At 61.0% G+C, this 22390-nt stretch carries 10 protein-coding genes and 7 pseudogenes; 13 read left to right on the top strand and 4 right to left on the bottom strand.

Features of this window, described 5'->3' with window-relative positions:
* Positions 1–348 precede the first annotated feature (348 nt).
* The 3 genes from JZM24_RS13780 to JZM24_RS13770 form a co-directional block, all read right to left on the bottom strand.
* Positions 349–1116 carry a lipoyl protein ligase domain-containing protein gene (locus tag JZM24_RS13780; RefSeq protein WP_215670361.1) on the bottom strand — a complete coding sequence of 256 codons (768 nt, stop codon included), beginning with the start codon at positions 1114–1116 and terminating at the stop codon, positions 349–351.
* Positions 1117–1148: 32 nt separating this feature from the next.
* Positions 1149–1796 (bottom strand): DNA oxidative demethylase AlkB, encoded by a 648-nt coding sequence (gene alkB / locus JZM24_RS13775; protein WP_215670359.1) that lies wholly within the window; start codon positions 1794–1796, stop codon positions 1149–1151.
* 192 nt (positions 1797–1988) lie between these two features.
* Positions 1989–2948: an aliphatic sulfonate ABC transporter substrate-binding protein gene (locus JZM24_RS13770; RefSeq protein WP_246580066.1), complete on the bottom strand. Its 960-nt coding sequence runs from the start codon at positions 2946–2948 to the stop codon at positions 1989–1991.
* 557 nt (positions 2949–3505) lie between these two features.
* On the opposite strand from JZM24_RS13770, the pseudogene lldR reads away from it, so the two are divergent.
* The 8 genes and pseudogenes from lldR to JZM24_RS13720 all read left to right on the top strand — a co-directional run bounded on the left by lldR (position 3506) and on the right by JZM24_RS13720 (position 17468).
* Positions 3506–4279, top strand: a pseudogene (gene lldR / locus JZM24_RS13765) (transcriptional regulator LldR).
* 10 nt (positions 4280–4289) lie between these two features.
* A pseudogene (gene lldD / locus JZM24_RS13760) lies at positions 4290–5447 on the top strand (FMN-dependent L-lactate dehydrogenase LldD).
* A 619-nt stretch (positions 5448–6066) separates the two neighbouring features.
* Positions 6067–7509, top strand: a complete 1443-nt coding sequence (gene cycA / locus JZM24_RS13755; protein WP_215670357.1) for a D-serine/D-alanine/glycine transporter — start codon at positions 6067–6069, stop codon at positions 7507–7509.
* 37 nt (positions 7510–7546) lie between these two features.
* A pseudogene (gene dld / locus JZM24_RS13750) lies at positions 7547–9245 on the top strand (D-lactate dehydrogenase).
* A 346-nt stretch (positions 9246–9591) separates the two neighbouring features.
* Positions 9592–11715 (top strand): TonB-dependent receptor PqqU, encoded by a 2124-nt coding sequence (pqqU, locus tag JZM24_RS13745; protein ID WP_376775569.1) that lies wholly within the window; start codon positions 9592–9594, stop codon positions 11713–11715.
* A gap of 199 nt (positions 11716–11914) precedes the next feature.
* Positions 11915–14387 (top strand): annotated as a pseudogene (locus JZM24_RS19795) (PQQ-binding-like beta-propeller repeat protein).
* Between the two features lie 337 nt (positions 14388–14724).
* Positions 14725–15906 (top strand): M20 aminoacylase family protein, encoded by a 1182-nt coding sequence (locus JZM24_RS13725; RefSeq protein ID WP_215670349.1) that lies wholly within the window; start codon positions 14725–14727, stop codon positions 15904–15906.
* Between the two features lie 106 nt (positions 15907–16012).
* Positions 16013–17468, top strand: a pseudogene (locus JZM24_RS13720) (AMP nucleosidase).
* On the opposite strand, the gene JZM24_RS13715 reads toward JZM24_RS13720, so the two are convergent.
* Positions 17465–18361, bottom strand: a complete 897-nt coding sequence (locus JZM24_RS13715; RefSeq protein ID WP_215670348.1) for a LysR family transcriptional regulator — start codon at positions 18359–18361, stop codon at positions 17465–17467. The pseudogene JZM24_RS13720 and the gene JZM24_RS13715 overlap by 4 nt on opposite strands.
* A 133-nt stretch (positions 18362–18494) precedes the next feature.
* Here JZM24_RS13715 and JZM24_RS13710 point away from each other — a divergent pair, with 133 nt between their 5' ends.
* The 5 genes and pseudogenes from JZM24_RS13710 to JZM24_RS18810 all read left to right on the top strand — a co-directional run.
* The gene (locus JZM24_RS13710) at positions 18495–19505 is read left to right on the top strand and encodes a zinc-binding alcohol dehydrogenase family protein (protein ID WP_215670347.1); all 1011 of its coding nucleotides are present in this window, start codon (positions 18495–18497) and stop codon (positions 19503–19505) included.
* Between the two features lie 614 nt (positions 19506–20119).
* A pseudogene (locus JZM24_RS13705) lies at positions 20120–20834 on the top strand (IclR family transcriptional regulator).
* 46 nt (positions 20835–20880) lie between these two features.
* Complete coding sequence (locus JZM24_RS13695) at positions 20881–21408, top strand: alpha/beta hydrolase family protein (protein ID WP_215670345.1); 528 nt, start codon at positions 20881–20883, stop codon at positions 21406–21408.
* The gene (locus JZM24_RS13690; RefSeq protein WP_215670344.1) at positions 21366–21872 is read left to right on the top strand and encodes an alpha/beta hydrolase family protein; all 507 of its coding nucleotides are present in this window, start codon (positions 21366–21368) and stop codon (positions 21870–21872) included. Before JZM24_RS13695 ends, JZM24_RS13690 begins: the two co-directional genes overlap by 43 nt.
* Positions 21844–22329 (top strand): annotated as a pseudogene (locus JZM24_RS18810) (MFS transporter); the annotation flags it as partial. The gene JZM24_RS13690 and the pseudogene JZM24_RS18810, both read left to right, overlap by 29 nt.
* Positions 22330–22390: the final 61 nt, after the last annotated feature.

Genomic DNA, 22390 nt, shown 5'->3' with positions numbered 1-22390 from the left:
CTTGCGCATTTTTCCTATAATGAACCCGTTCTTATTGTCGTAGCCATTTTAACGCTGCGTTACTTATCGTCCTCGCGGGTGATGGTATGTTTGCCGCGCGTCGGATGCCTTAGGAATCGGTTTGCAAAAGAGACGCCCCTACTGGAAAACCGTCAAAATATATTGTGCTTGTGGATCAATTCCCCTCGCTATGACCATGTGGTGCATAGCTAACCACCGTAGGCAGATGCTCGACAAACCTTAAGCCAATGACGTTTACTGACACTGAGTTGGCGCTAGCCAAAGGCGTGCTAAAGTTCTTTTTTTGGTCGGATAGAGTTGAAATTAGCACGCCTTCGTAACCGGACGCTAAATAGGCGCCGGCTGGTTCGTTAATTGCTGTATTAAGGCTTCTGTTAGCTTGCCGGGCAAGTCGGACGAATGCACATTTAGACATTGCGCCACGCTGACGGTTTTTTCTACCTGATATACGCGGCCGGTGCCTAAGCGCGATTCAAATTCATTAGCGAGACGGTGGGCGACGAGAAGATCACACTCAACCAACAGCAGCGCATGGGCCAGCACAACATGACGCCGTTCCCCCCGACCATCGGCATACGACGCGGCGCGCCAATACTGCGCGGTCCCGGCAATTTTGCGCGCCTGCGCCCCGCTGCCGCAGGCGAGGTTATAGCGCCCATCGCAAAAAGAGCCCGCCACCGCCTGACAGCCGGTGGTAATGCCCAGCCGCGCCAACCCATAGGACAAGATCCCGCACAAATGGAGGTACACCTCCTCGGCGGCATCGCCAAACGCGCGCGCCGTCGGGTATGCCAGGCTGAGATTAATGATGCCCGGCCCTTGCGGCACCAGCCCGCCGCCGGATTTACGCAGCAGTACTGGGCAGCCGGCGGCGGCTAAGTCATGGCAAACCCGCTCAAAGCCGGCAAAGCGGCGGTAGCTGGCCGGCGCCACTAGCGATTGCGATGTCTGCCACAGTTGCGCGACGGCCTGCCCGGCAGCGGCAATCGGATACATCCCCTCTTCCGCCCGCGTGGCGTCCGGGCAGGTGCGCAGAGCGGGGATCGGCACAAAAAATCGGCCGGGCTTGGCCTCAGTTCGGGAAATATCCTGCATCGTTGACCTTTTTGCAGCGCCTGCCCGGCGGCCTAGAGCGCTTTACGTAGCGTAATATTAATACGATGCGGCCCTACGAGGGAATGAGAGCCGGCTTTAATCGGCAAAATACCGTGGAAGCGAAGCCGCGCAGGGCCGCCCCATACCACCACGTCGCCATGGGCCAGCGGGATACGTTGCGCTGGATCGCCGCGCTGTAGACCGCCGAACTGAAACACCGCGGGCAGGCCCAAGGAGACCGACACGATTGGCGCGCCAAAGTCATGTTCGTCTTTATCCTGGTGCAAAGAAAGTTTACTGCCGACATCGTAGCGGTTCATTAAGCAGGCATCGGGCACAAAGCGGGCAAAACCCGCCTGCTGTGCTGCTTCCTCCACCAGCGCCATCAGGATGGCCGGGATCGGCGGCCAGGGATGGCCGTTGCGCGGGTTACGCTGCGTATAGCGATAACCATGATTGTCGCTGTTCCAGCCGTGGCCGCACCAGCTCATCGCCACCGACATGGTATAGCCCCCCGGCGTGGTCATATGTCGCCATGGCACCTCGGCCACGACAGACTGCACCGCCGCCAGCAGTTCAGCCCCCTGTTCGTGCACGAAACCGTGCAGCACCACCGCCCCCGGCGCGATCGTTTCCCGCCAGGGCGGTGGCGTCGCGTCTTCAAAAAGATCCAATGTCATGGCTAAGCTTTGTATGAATACACAGTGCTCAGTTTAGCCTTTTGGGCGCCATTGTCCAGTCTGCGTCGGCAACCACGTCATCCATCAGCACCGCCGTTGGCGGGCGCCAACGCGCCTGCCTTAGGATGCCGGCCGCAGTGAGAAGCAAGGCGGCGACGCTGAGAGGTCGGTGCGCGCGCCAGCACGCCTGCCTCAGGACGCCGGCGGTTGCCAGACGGACACCGCCTGCGCATCAATGCGCTTGGGCAACAACCACGCCTGCGTGAAGGCATCGGCAATACGCTGCTGCTCCGCGAGACTGTCGCGGGTCACCGGCACCACGCGGTAGCTGCGATGCGCGTTGGCCTGCTCGACTGTAGCGGCGTCAAGATTGCCCCACAGCGGGCCCAGCAGCTGCGCGGGATGGGCGGTTACCCAGGCGCCGGACTGCGTCAGTTGGCGGTAAATCAACGCCAGCACCTCGGGATGCTGTTTGGCAAAGGCGCTGGAGGACAGATAATAACGCTGGTAGCTGACGAGTCCCTGACCGCCGGCCAACACGCGGGCATTTTGCCGGCGTTCGGCGCTGGAGACAAAAGGTTCCCAGGTCACCCAGGCATCTACCTTGCCGGTCTGAAACGCCGCCAGACCATCCGCCGGGGTCAGATAGGCCGGTGTAATATCTTTAAAGGTCAACTGCGCCTTTTCCAGCGCGGCGATTAGAAGATAATGGCTGCCGGCCGCCTTGGTCACCGCGATGCGTTTCCCTTTTAGGTCCGCCAACGTCTTAAGCGGCGAATCCCGGGCGACCAAAATGGCTTGTGCGTTCGGTGAAGGTTCCTCGCGGGCGAAATAGGTCAAGTCCGCCCCCGCCGCCTGGGCGAAGACCGGCACGGTGTCGGCCACATCGGCGGAAATATCCACATGGCAAATATTCAGCGCCTCCAATAACGGGAGGCCGCTTGAAAATTCATACCAGCTGATTTTCACGCCCTGCTGCGCCAGGCGTTGTTCCAGCGTGCCTTGCAGTTTCAATAATGACATCAAGGTGGAGGATTTTTGATAGCCGATACGGAGCGTAACTTCCGCCCGCGCCGCGGCCTGCGCTCCGATTCCTAACATGAATAGCAGCGCAAGCAGCGCACCGCGGCGGCCAAAGGTAAAGTGAAACATAGTGATTCCCTAAAAGTGAGGTGATCTTAAGCTCCGGCAGTTGCTTTGCGCTGTCAAAGGACAAAAAAAGCTTAATAAAGTCATCCACCGGTAAAAAGCGCTGAACAGCGCTACACGCCACGCTGCCAGGTGCGTTTTTGGTCCGACCAAAGGCAAAAAAGTGTGACATGCATTGTGAATAAACGCTTTATGTCGCCTGAGGCGTTGCCATTTGTTAAATAAAGATTACCTTTATGTGGCATATATGGAAATTTACTAATTTGGTCCGACCAACTGCGTTCACCTTGTTGGCTTTACTTCTGGTGCGAGGCGACCGCGTCTGTTGTCGGGCCCTGCGGGTGAACGCGGTTGCCACCCTGATGGCGCGGCGTTGCGGTAAAGGCCGCGACCGCCGCCGCGGTGGTCAGACGATGCCAGGGATGTGGAGCAAGGCGCGGGCATCGCGCTTACTGCGGCGCCGCGCGTTCAGCTGTTCCGCCGTTGGCGTTGCAATGGGCCCAGGGCATCCGGCTGCCAGGGCCTGGTGCTATAAAAGGAATGTAATGGAGCTGAAAACCATGACAACTGACACCCCGCCACGTCTGGCGGACCGCATCGCGCGCCAGCTTGAGCGAATAATAGCTCAGCGGCCGTTTTAGGCGGGCGCACACTTACCCGCCGAGCGTCAGCTGGCGTCCGAGCTGGGCGTCAGCCGCTCCTCTCTGCGGGAAGCTATTCAAAAACTGATTAGCCAAGGGCTGCTGGTCAGCCGTCGCGGCGGCGGTACCTTTGTGCAAGATAATGGCCTGCTTTGGACGCAGCATCGGATTGTCCTGCCGTTACAGCGTTTAATGGCTGATGATGCTGATTATCGTTATGACGTGTTGGAGGCGCGACAGACCATCGAAGCCGGCACCGCCTGGCACGCCGCGTTACGCGCGATAGAGGAAGATAAAGCGCGGTTGCAGGCCTGTTTTGACGCCACACGGCGCGTGCGCGACCAGGATGATCCCGAGCAGGCGGCGCAGGCCGATGTCCGCTTTCATCTGGCCATAGCCGAAGCGTCGCATAACCTGGTGCTGCTGCAAACGATGCGCGGCCTTTTTGCGTTGCTGCAAACCTCGGTGCAGCAAAGCCGCCAGCGGATGTATACCCGCCCCACCCATTTCGCCCGTCTGACAGAGCAGCACCAGGTGCTATTGGACGCCATCCTCGCCGGCGATGCCACCGCGGCGCGCGCGGCGGCAGTTGCCCATTTGGACAGCGTGCATCAGACGCTCAGGTCTTTACAGGAAGAAGACGCGCGCCTGGCTCGTCTTGGCCGTTTTCCTCCTTCCTTCACTGAGACATAATGAGAGAGCTATGATCATTTCATCAGCGAACGACTATCGCACCGCGGCCGAACGTAAACTGCAGCCTTTTTTGTTCCATTATCTGGACGGCGGCGCCTATGCAGAATACACCCTGCGGCGCAATGTGGACAATCTGGCAAGCATTGCGTTGCGCCAACGGGTACTTCGCAATATGGCCGAGCTCAGTCTCGAAACGCAGTTATTCAAGCAAACGCTGGCGCCGGTAGGCCTGTGCGGTATGTATGCCCGCCGCGGTGAGGTGCAGGCGGCGCGCGCCGCAGATGACAAAGGCATTCCCTTCACGCTATCGACCGTGTCGGTCGGCACGATTGAGGAGGTCTCCTCGGCGATAAACCGTCCCATGTGGTTCCAGCTGTATGTCTTTAAGGATCGCGGGTTTATGCGCAACGTGCTGTAGCGCGCCAAGGCGGCCGGCTGTTCGACGCTGGTGTTCACCGTCGATATGCCGGTGCCCGGCGCCCGCTACCGGGATGCCCATTCCGGCATGAGCGGGCCGAATGCCGCCCTGCGCCGCTATTGGCAGGCGATGACCCACCCCGGCTGGGCCTGGGATGTCGGCGTGCGCGGCAGGCCGCACGATTTGGGCAATATTTCCGCCTATTTGGGAACGCCCACCGGGCTTGAAGATTATATCGGCTGGCTCGGCAATAATTTCGACCCGTCGATTTCCTGGCGCGATCTTGAGTGGATCCGCGATTTTTGGCAAGGTCCCATGGTTATCAAGGGGATCCTTGATGCGGATGATGCGCGGGATGCGGTACGTTTCGGCGCAGACGGTATTGTGGTATCCAACCACGGCGGCCGGCAGCTTGACGGCGTGCTTTCTACCGTCCGGGCGCTGCCCGCCATCGCCGATGCGGTGAAGGGCGATATTGCCATTCTGGCCGATGGCGGCGTGCGCAACGGGCTTGATGTGGTGCGAATGTTGGCTCTCGGCGCCGATACGCTACTGCTGGGCCGCGCCTATATTTACGCCCTGGCGACGGCGGGTCAGGCCGGCGTGGCGCACCTGCTGGCGCTGATTGAAAAAAAGATGCGGGTGGCGATGACGCTGACCGGCGCCAAAACTATCGGCGATATCTCCCGCGATTCGCTGGCGAAAGAAGGTCTGGCGCCGGCCACCAGCCCCCACGCGCTGCCCGGCTAAGCCATACCCGGTCTTGGGCGGTGCTGTTTGTCATCGCCGCCAGACCCTAAGCCACGGAACGCGCCATCGCCCCGTCGCCGCCATTACCGCCGCAGTCATGTGATACGCAATAACATTTTTCTGGTTTTGGCCACCACCACCCTCACCTGGGCCGCGACAAGCTTAATCTGGTTTTGACCGCCGCCGTCCACGGCACCGCAGCAACGGCAGGGAGAAGAAGAAGAACCCCATAGGGCGTATCGGGACAATTAGAAAGCCTGGTCATCATTACCAAGTGCATACTGGCTTTTGCCATAATAAAAAAACATTAACCCTATTGAGTATTAATACACTATCTTATGGCCGCTAATGCGGTTCGTCCCGTGCAGAGCTTGCGGCACGCATCATGTCCGATTAACCGCTGGCGCTGCGTGCTCAAGGTCGATGCCCCCCAGACACGGCATACACCGTGACCGGTGGATGGCACGGGCGGTAAGGTCCCCGTCCCGCTTGACGTCGGCACGGCACGCCCTACGCCCGGCCGGTCACCGGCGCATCCTGCGCCCTCTTGCGCTGACCGCATGTTTACAGGAATTCGGCTTAAACGCCGGCACAACATCACCGACAGGAACAGGTCACGATGGCTGTTGAAACAAATCAGGCACCCCTCCCCGCCCAAACGCCCGAAAAGCTGCGGCGCACGCTGACTAACCGACATATCCAGCTCATGGCGATTGGCGGCGCCATCGGTACCGGCCTGTTTATGGGCTCGGGTAAAACGCTCAGTCTGGCGGGACCGTCAATCGTTTTTGTTTATATGATCATCGGCTTTATGCTGTTTTTCGTCATGCGCGCGATGGGAGAGCTGATGCTTTCCAACCTGAGCTACAAATCTTTTAGCGATTTTGCCGCCAACCTGCTTGGGCCCTGGGCCGGGTATTTTACCGGCTGGACCTATTGGTTTTGCTGGGTGGTAACCGGTATCGCCGATGTGGTCGCCATCAGCGCTTATTTTCAATTCTGGTTTCCCGGATTTTCCATTTGGATGAGCGCGCTGCTCTATGTGGTGGTGTTTGTCACCTTAAACATCGCCACGGTGAAAATGTTTGGTGAAATGGAATTCTGGTTCGCAATTATCAAAATTGTCGCCATCGTGGCGCTCATTATCGCTGGCGCGACGCTTGCGGCGATGCACTATCCCAGTTCCGCCACCGATCATGCGGGGCTCGACAATATCTGGCGGCACGGCGGCGTGTTTCCCCACGGCCTTAGCGGTTTTTTTGCCGGCTTCCAAATTGCCATCTTCGCTTTTGTCGGTATCGAACTGGTCGGCACCGCGGCCGCCGAAACCGCGGATCCAGAGCAGGTACTGCCCCGGGACATCAACGCCATTCCGCTGCGGGTGATTATGTTTTATGTGCTGGCGCTGCTGGCGATTATGGTCGTGACGCCGTGGAACGCGGTGTCGGCGGACCGCAGCCCGTTTGTCGCCATGTTCACCCTGACCGGATTGCCGGCGGCGGCCGGCATCGTTAATTTCGTGGTGCTGACCTCGGCGGCATCGTCCGCCAATAGCGGTATTTTCTCCACCAGCCGGATGCTGTTCGGCCTGGCAGAGCAAGGCGTCGCCCACCGGCGATTCGCCCAGCTCTCACGGCGCGCGGTGCCGTTAAACGGCCTGCTGTTTTCGTGCCTGTGTCTGTTGGCGGGCGTGGCGTTAATCTACTTTATTCCCAACGTCATGACCGTGTTTACGCTGGTCACCACCGTCGCCGCCATCCTGTTTATGTTTGTGTGGTCGATTATTCTATGTTCTTATCTCGTTTACCGGCGCAAGTATCCGCAGCGTCACCGGCAGTCCCGGTTCAAAATGCCGCTCGGTAGAGGTATGAGCTGGATCTGTCTTGGGTTTTTTCTGTTTGTGCTGGCGCTGCTGGTGTTGCAAAACGATACCCGTGATGCGCTGTTGGTGACCCCGCTCTGGTTTGTGGCCCTGGCCGCCGGCTGGCAATGGCAGCGGCGTAAGACGCACACGCGGCTCTACGGCGCCGACAAGCTTAATAGGGAGCGTAATCGCGGCTGACCGCGGCCCGCCTCGCCATACAATCAAGGAGCGAACGATGTCAGTGTTATCTAAAGAAACCTCATCGGACACCCCCCTGACGGCAGGCGCGCGCGCCAGCCTTATTCACCGGTTGATTGCGCTGGTCGGCGCCGGCCACGTTCTCACCGGAGAGGGGGAAACACGGCGCTACCGCACCGGCTTTCGTTTCGGCAGTGGTCAGGCCCGGCTCCTTGGTGGAACAATGGCGCGTACTGCAAGCCTGCATTGACGCCGGCGCGGTGGTTATCGCTCAGGCCGCCAATACCGGCCTGACCGGCGGTTCGACCCCGGATGGCGATGCTTACGACCGCGATATTGTCATTCTCAGCACCACCCGCATGAACAAAATCAGGCTCATCAACAACGGCTTGCAGGTAATTTGCCTGCCTGGCGCGACGCTCAACCAGTTGGAGCGCCAGCTTGCCCCGCTGGGCCGCGAGCCGCATTCGGTGATAGGCTCCAGCTGTATCGGCGCCCTGGTGCAGCGCGGGCCGGCCTATACGCAATTATCGGTGTTCGCCCGCGTCGACGCCGAGGGCAAGCTGGCGCTGATAAATCATTTGGGCGTCGCCCTGGCGGGGGACGAAGAAACGCTGCTGGCCCGCCTGGATCAGGACGATTACGGCGAGCAGGATATTCGCTATGATACCGGCGATGGCTCCGACAAAGGTTATGCCGACCATGTCCGTCTGATAGATGAGCCTACCCCCGCCCGGTTCAATGCCGATCCCGGCAGGCTGTTTGAGGCGTCGGGGTCCGCCGGCAAAGTGATGGTGTTCGCCGTACGGCTGGATACTTTTCCCATGGCCCACGGCTCGCGGGTGTTTTATATCGGCACCAACCAGACCTCGGTACTGACCGCTATCCGGCGCCATATCTTAAGCCGGTTTACCCATCTGCCTCTCTCCGGAGAGTATCTGCACCGCGACGCTTATGATATTGCCGCCCGCTACGGTAAAGACACCTTTTTGCTGATCCACTGGCTGGGCACCGCGCGCCTGCCGGCGTTGTTTGCGCTGAAAAACCGCTTCGATTTACTGGCGGAACGGCTGCCTTTTTTACCGCCGCACTGCGGCGATCGGCTGTTGCAGTTCCTCAGCCGCCTGCTGCCTAATCCCCTGCCGGCGCGCATGCAGGCGTATCGGGACCGTTATGAACATCATTTGTTGCTCAAAGTCAGCGCGGAGTGGGTGGCGGAGGCGCAGGCTTTCCTCGACGACTATTTCGCCGGGCACGAAGGCGGTTTTTTCGCCTGCAGCGAGCAGGAAGGCAAAAAAGCGCTTCTTCATCGCTTTGCCGCCGCTGGCGCGGCGGTCCGTTACCGTGCCGTCCATTCCCGCGCGGTGGAAGGTATCGTGGCGTTGGACATCGCTTTGCGACGCAATGATGAAGACTGGTTTGAGCATTTACCGCCGGCGCTGGACCAGCAGATGGTTCATAAACTGTATTATGGTCATTTCCTGTGCCATGTTTTCCATCAGGATTACATCATCAAGAAAGGCCAGGATTGCCTGACGCTGGAACACAGTCTATGGCAACGGCTGGACGCGCGCGGCGCACAGTATCCCGCCGAGCACAACGTCGGTCATCTTTACCCCGCGGCGCCACCGCTGCGACGCTTCTACCGACAGCTGGATCCGTGCAATTGTTTTAATCCCGGTATCGGCCAGATGTCGAAGCGTAAATACTATGGCGAGACGGGCGGCAAAGAATAAGCTCCTGGCCGGGTTCCGCTGCTCCGCCCGCGCTCATGAAGGCTCCCGCGCGGGTGGCCGGCGGGTCGGCGACCCGCGACGCGCGCCGCCGGCAATAACGACGGCGGGCGCACAATCGGACAGCGTCAGGCCCTCCCGGACGGGCGGAAAAACGCCAGCTTGCCCCCCTAAGCGGCGGTGAATGGCCGCCTGTTGGCGATGGTTAATGTCATTTGTACTTTTCAATAATGTGGTGGCCGTATTACTATCCGTTTAAATGGATTTAACAGGTACCGGGCCTGCCGGCCAATTCACAATGACAACCCAAGTAATCAACGCCTCACCCCGTTTCTGGTTCTCTTCTACCTTGGTCTGCTTTTCCTTATCATTACCGGGCCGCAGCGCCGCCGAGCCGACGCCGCCGGAGAAGACCCACGACGCCCCAACGCAGACGCTAATCGTTTCCGCCCCACGCAGCGGGTTAGCCGAGCTGAACACGCCCGCCGCCCTCAGCGTGCTTACCGGCGAGGACTTCCGCCAGGCTAAGCCGCAAGTCAATTTATCGGAAAGCATGGGCAGCGTGCCGGGCCTGCAAATTCAGAACCGGCAGAATTATGCCCAGGACCTGCAGCTGTCGGTGCGGGGGTTTGGCGCCCGCTCGATGTATGGCGTACGCGGCGTGCGTATCTACGTCGACGGCATTCCGGCCACCATGCCAGATGGGCAGGGCCAGACGTCGAATATCGATCTTAGCAGCGTCGACAAGGTAGAGGTGCTGCGCGGCCCGTTCTCCGCGCTGTACGGTAATGCTTACGGCGGCGTTGTTAACGTGGATACCGTCACCGGCAGCCAGCCGGATAAGATAGAAGCGGTCCTGTATACCGGCAGCTACGGCAGTTGGCGCTACGGCGTGAAGGCTACCGGCGCCGATGGCTCACAGGCCGGCGATGTCAACTACGCTGTCTCCACCACCCGTTTTACCACCCACGGTTATCGCGATCATAGCGATGCGCGCAAGAATCTTGGCAATGCCAAGCTCGGAGTGCGCATTAACGATGTCAGCACTCTGACTTTGTTAATCAACGCCGTGGATATTACCGCCAACGATCCCGGCGGTTTGACCGAGGATCAGTGGCATGACAATCCCCGTCAAGCCACCCGCGCTGAACAGTTCAATACCCGCAAAACTCTGACCCAGACGCAGGCCGGCCTGCGTTATCAGCGGCAGATGAGCGACAATGACGACCTGAGCGTGATGATGTATGCCGGCGAGCGTGACACCACCCAATATCAGGCAATGCCGGTTGCCACCCAGGCCAACCCTTTACAGGCCGGCGGCGTTATTGATTTGACCCGTCATTATCAGGGCATCGATACCCGCTGGACGCACCGTGGCGCGCTCGGCGACGTGCCGCTCACGCTGACCGGCGGTCTGGATTATGAAACGATGACCGAACAGCGTAAAGGCTATGAAAATTATACCTTGAACAATGGCGTCACCGAGCTCGGTACCCAGGGTAATCTGCGCCGTAACGAACATAACCTGATGTGGAGTCTCGACCCTTATTTGCAAAGCGCCTGGTCGCTGACCTCCCGCTTAACGCTAAACGCCGGGGTGCGTTTCAGCCACGTTCAGTTCGACTCCGACGATCGCTATATCACCGCAGACAATGGCGACGATAGCGGCAACGCCCGTTATCACCGCTGGCTGCCGGTGGGGTCATTAAGTTACGCCGTCACCGATGACTGGAATGCGTATTTATCTGCCGGTAGGGGGTTTGAAACCCCCACTATCAACGAACTCTCCTATCGTCCCGACAATCAGCCGGGCCTGAATTATGCGCTGAAACCCTCCACCAGCAATACCATAGAGGTCGGCAGTAAAGCGCGCATCGGCAGCGGGCTGGCAACCGTCGCGTTATTTCAGACCGACACCGAGAATGAAATCGTGGTGGCGGACATCAGCAATGGCCGCACCAGCTATACCAATGCCGGTAAAACTCGCCGTCGTGGCCTTGAGCTGTCATTAGGTCAGCAATTCGCCGAAGATATCCAGCTGCGACTGGCGTGGACGTTGCTGAATGCGACCTACCGCACCCGCGCCTGCGGCAGCAGCGACTGCAGCGATGGCGATGCCATCGCTGCCGGTAATCGCCTGCCCGGCATCGCCCGCAACATGGGTTACGCCTCGCTGGCCTGGTCCCCTCCCGAAGGCTGGTATGCCGGCCTGGAAGTGCGCTACATGAGCGATATTGACGTCGATGATGAAAACAGCCAGCAGGCGCCAGCCTATACCGTTGCCGCGTTGGATACCGGTTACCGTTATGTGCTGGGCAATTGGCTGATGAACCTGTACGGCCGGGTGGATAACCTGTTTGACCGCCGCTATGCGGGGTCGGTCATCGTCAATGAAATCAATGGCCGCTATTTTGAACCGGCGGCGGGCAGAAACTGTGGCGGCGGGGTTTCGCTCGCCTATACATTCCAATAATACGCGCCGGCTGTGTCCCGTTCTTGGCCAAGGCCGACGGGACATGCCCGGGGGCGTCTTTTCCAGCGCCCGTTACTGTTTATCTTTGCAAGACCTGAACCGAGCGCACCGTTAACGGCACTATTGCGTTGACATCCTATTCCCTGTCGTTGGGCCTGCACCCGCCGCAGGCATCGGCATTGATAAGCAGGAACAGGCTATGACTAAGATAACGGGCAAACGGCCGGGCGCCGTCTATTTCGTACGGCCGCTGGGGGGACTGATGGCGTTAATCGGTCTTGCCATGACGGCGGGGGGCGGCTATCTGGCCACCCATGGCGGCAGTCGGTATTTTCTGTTCATGGGGCTGATGCTGACGGTGGCCGCGGGCCTGCTCATCGGCCTGCAACCCGCGGGCGCCTGGATCTATGCGCTGGCGTTCCTACTGACCCTGTGCTGGGCCATCTGGGATGCGGGGTTCAGCTTCTGGCCGCTGTTTTCGCGCCTGTTCATGTTTGGCGTGCTGGACTTACTGGTAACACTGGCTTACCCGCCGCTAAAAGCCCGTCAGGGCGACACCGGTCTTCATCGCGCCTGTTATGGCCTGGCGGCGCTGCTGGCGCTCTGTCTGGCTGCCAGTCTGGGTTACACTCTGGTGCCAACGCCGATAGTCAGAGCCCACGGCAGGCGGTACCGGTCTACCCCGTGCCACCGGGCGCAGAGCAGAAAAATTGGCTGCATTGGGGCAACACCACCGCCGGCGATCGCTTCGCCGCACTGGACCAGATAACCAAAGCCAACGTTGACCAACTGCAAGTGGCGTGGATAGCGCATACCGGCGATATCCCCCTTAGCAATGGCGCCGGTGCGGAAGACCAAAACACGCCGCTGCAGGTGGGTGATACGCTGTATGTCTGCACCGCCTACGGTAAGGTGCTGGCCCTGGCGGCCGACAGTGGCAAAACGCGTTGGCGTTTCGATCCGTTGGCCAGTGCGCCCAACTGGCAGCGCTGCCGTGGTCTTGGCTATTACGCCGACGACGCCGCTGCCACACAGGTTGCCCGCGCCGCTGCTCCTGCGAACGCTGCCTCAGCCGCAGTGACCCAGACCCCACCGACCTCTGCCAAGGGTAACAGGCAGCCACCCAGCGCCGTAACGCCCCCCTGACCCCTGACGCCGTGGCCCCGACGCTGCCGGCTGCGACGACGGCCGTCCAGCTTACCCCCGGCGCAGCGCCGACCGTCTGCGCGCGCCGTTTGTTCCTGCCGACTATCGACGCCCGTCTGATCGCGCTGGACGCCGATAGCGGCCGGCATTGCGCCGATTTCGGCGACGGCGGTACCGTGGATTTGACCATCGGCATGGGCGAAATCAAGCCCGGCTATTACCAGCAAACCTCTGCTCCGCTGGTGGCCTGCGATCGGGTGGTGGTGGGCGGCCGGGTGGCGGATAACTTTGCCACCGGTGAACCGCCGGGCATGGTGCGCGCTTTCGATGTCCATAGCGGCGCGCTGGTATGGGCCTGGGATCCGGGAAATCCGGCCATTACCCGCGCACAGCCGCCGGGCTCGACCTACACGCGCGGCACGCCCAATGTCTGGGCGGCGATGTCCTTTGATCCAAAGCTCAATCTGATTTATCTGCCCACCGGCAACGCCACGCCGGACTTCTTCGGCGGCGGACGCAGCGCGCTGGATGATAAATACAGTTCATCGGTAGTGGCGGTCGACGCGTCGACCGGACGGGTCCGCTGGCACTTTCAGACCACACACCACGATTTATGGGACTTCGACCTTCCCGCACAGCCGCTACTGTATGACTTGCCGGACGGTAGCGGTGGCACCACGCCGGTACTGGTCCAAACCAGCAAGCAGGGCATGATCTTCATGCTCAACCGCGTAACAGGTGAGCCGGTAGCGAAGGTGGAAGAGCGCGCCGTGCCGGTGTGCGACACCCCCGGCGAACGCTATTCGCCCACCCAGCCCTTTTCGGTCGGCATGGCGAATATCAGTAACCAAACGTTGACCGAAGCGGACATGTGTGGCGCCACGCCGCTCGACCAGTTGCTGTGCCGGATAGCCTTCAAACGCCTGCGCCATCAGGGCGTGTTTACCCCGCCGGGACGCGATCGCGCGTTGCAGTTCCCCGGTTCGCTGGGCGGCATGAACTGGGGCAGCGTCGCGCTGGATCCCCATAACGCGATCATCTTTGTCAACGATATGCGCCTGGGTTTGGCAAACAACCTGGTCTAACGCGCCAAAGTACCGCAGGGTGCCAGCGGGATCGAAATGGGGCTGGTACCGCAAGAGGGCACGCCCTATGGCGCGGTGCGTGAGCGCTTTCTGTCGCCGCTCGGCATTCCTTGTCAAAAACCGCCGCTCGGTATCAAAATGCATCTGCCGATGGCGGTGGGCATGCCGACGTTGGGACCCAGCATGGTCACCCAGTCCGGCCTGCTGTTCTTCGCCGGCACGCAGGATTATTACCTGCGCGCGTTTGATACCGCGACAGGCAAGGTGGTGTGGCGCGCCCGTCTGCCGGTAGGCAGCCAGGCCGGCCCGATAACCTATGTGTCGCCGACCACCGGCAGGCAATATATCGTCATTTCCGCCGGCGGCGCGCGTCAGTCGCCGGATCGCGGCGATTACGTTATCGCCTATGCATTACCTGATAACCGTTCATCGCGGCAATGACCTTGTTGCCAAGGAGCGACCCATTCATTAGCAGGGCAACGCGCCGGCGCCGGCAAAGCACCGCCCCCTTATTCCTGTACCGGCTCAGGTACGGTGCTGCGGCAAATGTTGGGGGGACATCTGACGGCGCGGGCAACGCGCCGGCGCCGGCAAAGCACCGCCCCCCTTCTTCCCGTACCGGCTCAGGTACGGTGCTGCGGCAAATGTTGGGGGACATCTGACGGCGCGGGCAACGCGCCGGGGCCGGAAAAGTCACTTGCCTGCACTTTGTGATGTGTTCACCGGGGGTGAAATGGTAAACTCAAAGCACCCTATCGCCTGCCAAACACCTATCGTAATGAATAACAAGCTGAAATTGACTGAAGTCGCCTGTCTGTCGCCCCTGCATGAAACCATGATCGCGCTGCGTCGGCATTTGCATCAACACCCCGAATTGTCCAATGAAGAGCAAGCCACCGCGGCGCTGGTGGCGGAAAAACTTCATGCCTGGGGCTATGAGGTGACCACCGGCATCGGAGGCCACAGCGTGGTGGGGACGCTGCGCGTGGGCAGCGGCCGACGGGCTATCGGTCTGCGCGCCGACATGGATGCGCTGCAGATTGAAGAAACCAGCGGCGTGCCGTACGCCAGCCAGACGCCGGGCAAAATGCACGCCTGCGGCCACGACGGTCATACCGCAATGCTGTTGGGGGCCGCCTGCCATCTGGCGCAAACGCGCAACTTCTCGGGCACCCTGAATCTTATCTTCCAGCCCGCCGAGGAAATCGGGTTCAACAGCGGCGCTGAGCGCATGATTGAGGACGGTCTGTTCGCGCGTTTTCCTTGCGATGCGGTGTTCGGCATGCACAATCATCCCGGCTATCCTGGCGGCACCCTGATGTTCCGCGACGGTCCCTTTATGGCCGCCTGCGATACGGTATATATCACCGTGCACGGTAAGGGCGGCCATGCGGCGCGCCCGCAAATGGCGGTGGATCCGATTGTGGCGGCCAGCAGTCTGGTCATGGCGCTGCAAACGCTGGTGGCGCGCAATACCGATCCCTTCGCCGCCGCCGTGGTGACCATTGGCGCCTTCAACGCCGGCCAGGCGCCGAACGTCATCCCCCATAGCGCCCGGTTGGCGCTCAGCGTACGTTCGTTTGACGCCGACGTGCGCCGCGCGCTCGAAGCGCGCATCCGCAGTCTGGTGGAACATCATGTGGCGGGATTCGGCGCGCGCGCGGAAATCGATTTCATCCCGGGATACCCGGTGCTGATTAATCAGCCTGAGCAAACCGCATTCGCCTGTCAGGTAGCGCGTGAGTTGCTGGGGGATGCGCAGGTCGTCACACCGTTAGCCGCGATTGCCGGCAGCGAAGATTTCGCCTATTTCCTGCAGCAACGTCCCGGCTGTTTTCTGCGCATCGGCAACGGCGACAGTGCAATGCTGCATCAGTCAGCCTATGATTTTAACGATGAGAATCTGGTGGTGGGCGCTGCTTACTGGTCGCGGCTGACCGAGCAGTATTTGCAGGATTAAGCCCAGCCGGACGCCGCTTTTGCGGCGTGCGCGGGCGCCGCACGCTTGGCATATGGTCCGGCACGGCTTACGGTGCTCGCCCTTTTTTGCTGCCCTAGGAGTCGTTATGTCTGTCACTCCCGGAATTCATCTCACCGCCAACCAGGCGCTGGACAAACTAGAACGCCTGTACCAGGAGGCGGTCAGCGCCCTGCGCACCGCCATCCAGGTTTTTATTGAAGACGGTACGCTGCCAGACCGTGAAGCACGCGACCGGGGGCTGTTCGCCTATCCCCATGCGCGTTCATTGGGACGGCGTGGCGCACGCGCAGGCCAAAACCCGCGCCTATGGGCGATTCACTCGCCCCGGCAGTTACGTCACCACCATCACCCGGCCGCAGTTGTTCCGCGCCTATTTGGCGGAGCAACTCGCGACGCTGGAAGGCGAATACGCCGCCACAATAGAAGTGACGGCGTCACGACAGGAAATTCCTTTCCCCTATGTCATCGACGGCGCCAATCTGGCCCTCGACCGTTCCATGAGCGCCGGCATCGCGCAATATTTTCCGACTACTGAACTGGCGCAAATCGGCGATGAAACCGCCGACGGTCTGTTTCAGACCGGCAACCGCTTCCCGCTGTCCCATTTCGATGCGCTGCGCACCGACTTTTCGCTGGCGCGGCTGCGACACTATACCGGCACGCCGGCAGAACATTTTCAGCCCTACGTCTTGTTCACCAATTACACCCGCTATGTGGACGAATTCGTCCGCTGGGCGCGCCAGCAAATAGGCGACCCGGACAGTCCGTATATCGCCCTGTCGTGCGCCGGAGGTAATCTGTTAACCGGCGACGACGGGCCGATGGAAGATGAGGTGTCGGATCTGGCCTGGAAAAACCATCAAATGCCCGCTTATCATCTGATAGACCGCCACGGTCAGGGCATTACCATGGTCAATATCGGCGTCGGCCCCTCCAACGCCAAAACGATTTGCGATCATCTGGCGGTACTGCGTCCGCATGCCTGGTTGATGATCGGGCATTGCGGCGGTCTGCGCGAAAGTCAGACCATCGGCGACTACGTGCTGGCGCACGCCTACCTGCGCGATGATCATGTGCTGGATGCCGTGCTGCCGCCGGACATCCCGATCCCCAGTATTGCCGAAGTCCAGCGCGCCCTGTTTGACGCCACCAAAACGGTCAGCGGCATGCCAGGCGAAGAGGTCAAGCTCAGGTTGCGCACCGGCACCGTAGTCACCACCGACGACCGCAATTGGGAACTGCGCTATTCCGCTTCGGCGCTACGCTTCAATCTTAGTCGCGCGGTGGCGGTCGATATGGAACGCGCTACGATTGCGGCGCAGGGATATCGTTTCCGTGTGCCCTACGGCACGCTGTTGTGCGTTTCCGATAAGCCGCTGCACGGGGAAATCAAATTACCCGGCCAGGCCAACCGGTTTTACGAAGGCGCCATTTCTGAGCATTTGCAAATCGGTATCTGCGCCATCGGTTTGCTGCGCGAGGAGGGCGACAATCTGCATTCACGCAAGTTGCGCACCTTTAACGAGCCGCCGTTCCGCTAAGAAGCCGCCCGCGAACGCAGAAAGACCAGTAACTGTTGTACCGCCGGAGTTAACAGCGAGCGATGCGCACACACCAGCTGCAGCGGCGCAGGCTCGCCATAGGCGGGAAAGATTTCGTAGAGCCGCCCGGCGAGGATATCCGGCAGCAGGTCAAGGCGAGACTTATAGACTATGCCCTGTCCCGCCACCGCCCAGCGCCGGACCAGATCGGCATCGTCGCTGGTGCGATCGCCATTGACCACCACGGTCTGGCTCCCGTGCGGTAAATGGAACTGCCAGCGTTCGTAAGTGGTATCGCCCCAAAAATAGCGCAGGCAATTATGTTGACGGAGCGCCTGCGGCGCGTCAGGGGTACCGTAGCGCGCCAGATACGCCGGCGCGGCGCACAACGCGCGACGCAGGTCCGCTACCAGCGGCAGAGCCACCAGCGACGAATCCATCAGCGCGCCATAGCGGATCGCCGCATCCAGCGGCTCACGCACCAGATCCACGGCCCGATCGCTAATGCTCAACTGCACGCTCAACCGCGGATAGCGTTGCTGGAAATCATCCAGCCAGGGCAGCAATATCCGGCGGCCAAAATCCGACGGAGCCGAAAGACGCAACGATCCTGCAATCTCATCCCGCCCCAGCGCCAGCGCATGCTGGCCCTGTGCCATGGCATCCAGCGCCGCACGCGCATGCGGCAGATAGCGCTCGCCCGCCTCCGATAGCCGCAGGTGCCGGGTGTTGCGCACAAACAGGCGCGTGCCGAGCGCCCGCTCGAGGCGCATCACGGCACCGCTGGCGTAGGCCGGGGTTAGATCCAGCTGGCGTGCCGCCAGTGAGAAACTGCCGGCATCAGCGGTTTGCACAAAAACGCGCAGATCATCAAGACGCATGATTTTCGTCATTTTGGGGAAAGTCTTTGGCAATATAGCCCCTGTTTCTTCCTAACGCTATCCGGCAGTCTAGGCTTAGTTATCGTTAACGCCGCCGCGCCGACGGGTGTGGCGGTTGAACCACAGCCTCAGGAGAAAACGCCTTATGCACGCCTTTGGATTTTATCAACCGCTACCGATTACCGCGCCCGACGCGCTGGTCGAGCTGGACCTGCCGGAGCCGACGCTCGGCGATTATGACTTGCTGGTGGAGGTGAAAGCGATTGCCGTTAACCCGGTCGATGTCAAGGTGCGCGCCGGCAGTACACCGCCTAAGGGCGAGGCGCGCGTTCCCGGTTGGGACGCGGCCGGAATTGTGCTCGGCACCGGCGCGCGCGTCAGCCGTTTCGCCGTCGGCGATCGGGTCTGGTACGCGGGCGATATACGCCGTGCCGGCAGCTATGCCGAACGTCAGGCGGTGGATGAACGGCTGGTGGGACCGATGCCGGCGTCGCTGGATTTTGCCGAGGCAGCCGCGCTGCCGTTGACCGCCATTACCGCCTGGGAGTTGTTGTTCGACCGGTTGAAGGTGCAGCAGCGGGATCCCGCCGCGCCGGGCGCCCTGTTGGTCATTGGCGCCGCCGGCGGTGTCGGCTCCATACTGTTGCAACTGGCGCGCGCCCTCACGGGACTCACCTTGGTCGCCACCGCCTCGCGGGACGAAACCCGCCGCTGGGTACGGGATCAGGGGGCGCATGCGGTCATCGATCACAGCCAACCCTGGGCGCCGCAGCTGGCACAACAAGGCATCACCGATGTTAGCAATGTCATTGGATTAAACCACACCGCAAGCTATATTCCGCAGATTATCGAGGTGCTGGCGCCGGAAGGGCAATTGGCCTTGATTGACGATCCACAGCAGTTTGATATTGTCCCGTTTAAAAGCAAATCCATCAGCGTTCACTGGGAGCTGATGTTTACCCGTTCTCTGTATCACACCGCGACGCAGGAACGCCAGCATGCCCTGCTACGTCGAGTCGCCTGGCTGGTGGATCAAGGCGTGATCCGCACCACCCTGACCCGTCGCTTTGACGGCATCACGCTGGACAACCTGCGTCAGGCGCATACGCTGCTGGAACAGGGCGCCACCCGCGGAAAAATCGTGCTGGTGCGGTGACCAGACCAACTCTGGCCGGTGCAACCGCGCCGTCTGACCCGCTCCCGCGCTAGCGAGAGCGTACGCCGTGGTGGGGGGCGGCGTGGCCGCGGTCTGCCGTCATCCCGCGCTACCGATGGCTCTCCTCCTGCCCGGCGGCGTGGTGACCGACGGCGGCCCCCGGCCCGCGCTAGCGAGTGCGCACGCCGTGGCCACGGTCTGACGGCTACAAGCGGCTTGCGGGATGACCCACGGGGGCGTCACGGCTATCTTGACCGGCGGTGGCCAATGTTTGCATTTGCTGCGGCAGGTAAGACTCCTCCCCGCGCCGCCCTGCGTGCCGCGGCAAGCTCCCTGACGCGTTGCTGCGGCAGTCACCTTGGTGTGCAGCAGACTGTCTGCCAAAGATCCCCGCACCGCCGCCAGCGTCCTTAGCCCGCATCGCATGCCATGTTGCGTCGCACCGGTCTCCGCGTGTTGTCACCTCCGCTGCGGTCGCGGCCTAATGTGTCAAGCATCATATATTTGGAAGCAAATAATGACTTCATATTGACATCCCCGCAACACGGCGGTTACATACTCAAAATTGGCATTAACAGAAACACTGTTCCAGATAGCGGGACACGAGGGGTGTTATGAAATCATTGCGCAATGCGCTGCGTATACTCGACGCCTTCAGTCTTGAGCGGCCGGTCTGGGGCGTACGCGAACTGAGCCAGTACAGCGGGCTTTCCCCCTCCGTGGTGCAGCGGGCGCTGGCGGCCTTCCGCGACGGCGGTTTTTTGCAACAGTGTCCGCAAAGCAAGCGTTATGAACCGGGAGCCCGTTTCTGGGAATACGGCCAGATTTTCCGCTCACGCCTGCGCTTGGACGATATTATTGCCCGCGAACTGCGTGCGTTGGCGGACATCAGCGGCGAAACCGCCTGGTTTACCGTACTGGATAATGAACAAGCGCTGTGCGTCCAAGTGGCCGAGAGCGCCCGCGATGTGATTATTGCCATCCGCAGCGGCGAGCGCACGCCGCTGTCGCTGGGTTCGCGTGGCAAGGTCATACTGGCTTTCCTGCCGCAGGCGCAGCGTGAGCGCTTGATCCAGCAGTCAACGGCGCCTGCTTGACGCCCTGGACACCCTTCGCCGCCAAGGCTGGTGGCTGTCGCGCGGCGAACGCCTGGAGCATGTCACCGGTTTGAGCGTCCCCCTGTTCAACGCCGGCGGCGAGGTGTTTGCCTCGTTGACGTTGGGCGGTCCGACCGACCGCCTGCCGGAAAAAGTGACAATGTCACACCTGCCCGCTCTTCTCGCCGCCCGCCGCACGATTGCCGCCGGCTGGCATACGCTCAATGGATGATATGAAGGACATTATGACCTTATAGGACGGCTATTTCCTGCGGGAAATGGGATCATTTTATCTTGGCGGGTCGCCGCAAACCGTCGCCGGCGACCCGGTCAGCGACTATGTGCTGGCGCCCGACGGCGTGCCGGTGAGTATCGACCCTAACGGCACCACCAGCGTGGGTCAGACCTGGGTGCAATATTTTCTCCCGGCCGCGGCGGCGCATAACCTGCCGCTGAGCTTTTGGCATGGCGGCTCGCTCACCGGCGCGATGTGGGAGAGCACCCCGGACGGCCGCGAAGGCTGGCTGCACTACTTTCTGCGCCACGGCTGGCCGGTGTATAACGTCGACGCCGTGTGGAGCGCGGGCGGGCCGGCTTGGCACCGCGCGATCCGCATTTCGCTTCGCCGGCAATTTTACGCACCGCCGAGGACAGTTTCTGCCAGTTCCGCATCGGTGCCCGCGTTGCGCGCGCTACACCGGACGCCCTGCAGGCCGCCGCCTATCCCCATTGCTAATTCCCGCTCAACGCATTCGAGCACTTTATGTGCCAAGTGGTACCGCGCTGGGCCACCACCGACGATCTGATCCTGGCCGCCTATTGCCGGCTACTGGACCGGGTGGGTCCGCAGATAATCATCGCCCATTCCCAGGGCGCCGTGTTCGCGCTGCGCGCCGCCGCCCGCCGGCCTAACAATGTCAAGGCCATTGTCGCCATCGAACCGGCCCAGGGCGGCGGCGAGGAGGCTCTGGCGGCGCTCGCCGATATCACGCTGCTGCTGGTGTATGGCGATAACGTGCACTGCGACGCCCGCTGGCCACAGATACGGGCACGTACCGACGCTTATTTCGACCGACTTTTCGCCCGCGGCGCGCGGGTGGATATTCTGGATCTCCCCCGGGAGGGCATGGCGAGGAATTCCCACATGCTGATGATGGAGCTTAACAACCACGCTATTGCCGCGCTGATCGCGCGCTGGCTGATGGACATTCCCGGCGTAAGCCGCCCCGCTAACGGAAACCATGACGATGGAAAATGTGACCGAGCTTGAAACCGCTACCTTGCGAAAAGTCGCGCTAAGGCTAATGCCCTCGTTGACCCTGGGTTATTTTCTGGCGTCGCTGGATCGCGTCAATGTGGGCTTCGCCGCCCTGCAAATGAACGACGATATCGGTCTGTCCGCGGCGGCTTTCGGCCTGGGTGCCGGGCTATTTTTTGTCGCCTACTGCTTTTTCTCCGTGCCTTGCAACGTGATGATGGTCAAAGTGGGCGCCCGCCGCTGGTTATCGCTGGTGATGGTGGTCTGGGGCGTGATTTCCAGCGGGATGGCGCTGGTGCAGGGGCCATGGTCGTTTTACGTCCTGCGCTTTTTATTAGGGATCGCCGAAGCGGGTTTCTTTCCCGGCGTCACTTACTTTTTTACGCTGTGGTTCCCTAAGACCGTGCGCGGGCGGATGGTGGCTATCCTGATGATGGCGCTGCCGCTGAGCAGCGTGCTCGGCTCGCCGGGTTTCCGCCGCCTTACTGTTAACCGATGGCATCCTGAACCTGCGTGGCTGGCACTGGCTG

The sequence above is a fragment of the Candidatus Sodalis endolongispinus genome, from assembly GCF_018777395.1.
Classification (GTDB): Bacteria; Pseudomonadota; Gammaproteobacteria; order Enterobacterales; family Enterobacteriaceae; genus Sodalis_B; species Sodalis_B endolongispinus.
Note: the sequence above shows the minus strand (reverse complement) of the source record. Positions and strands in the feature narration are given on the sequence as shown.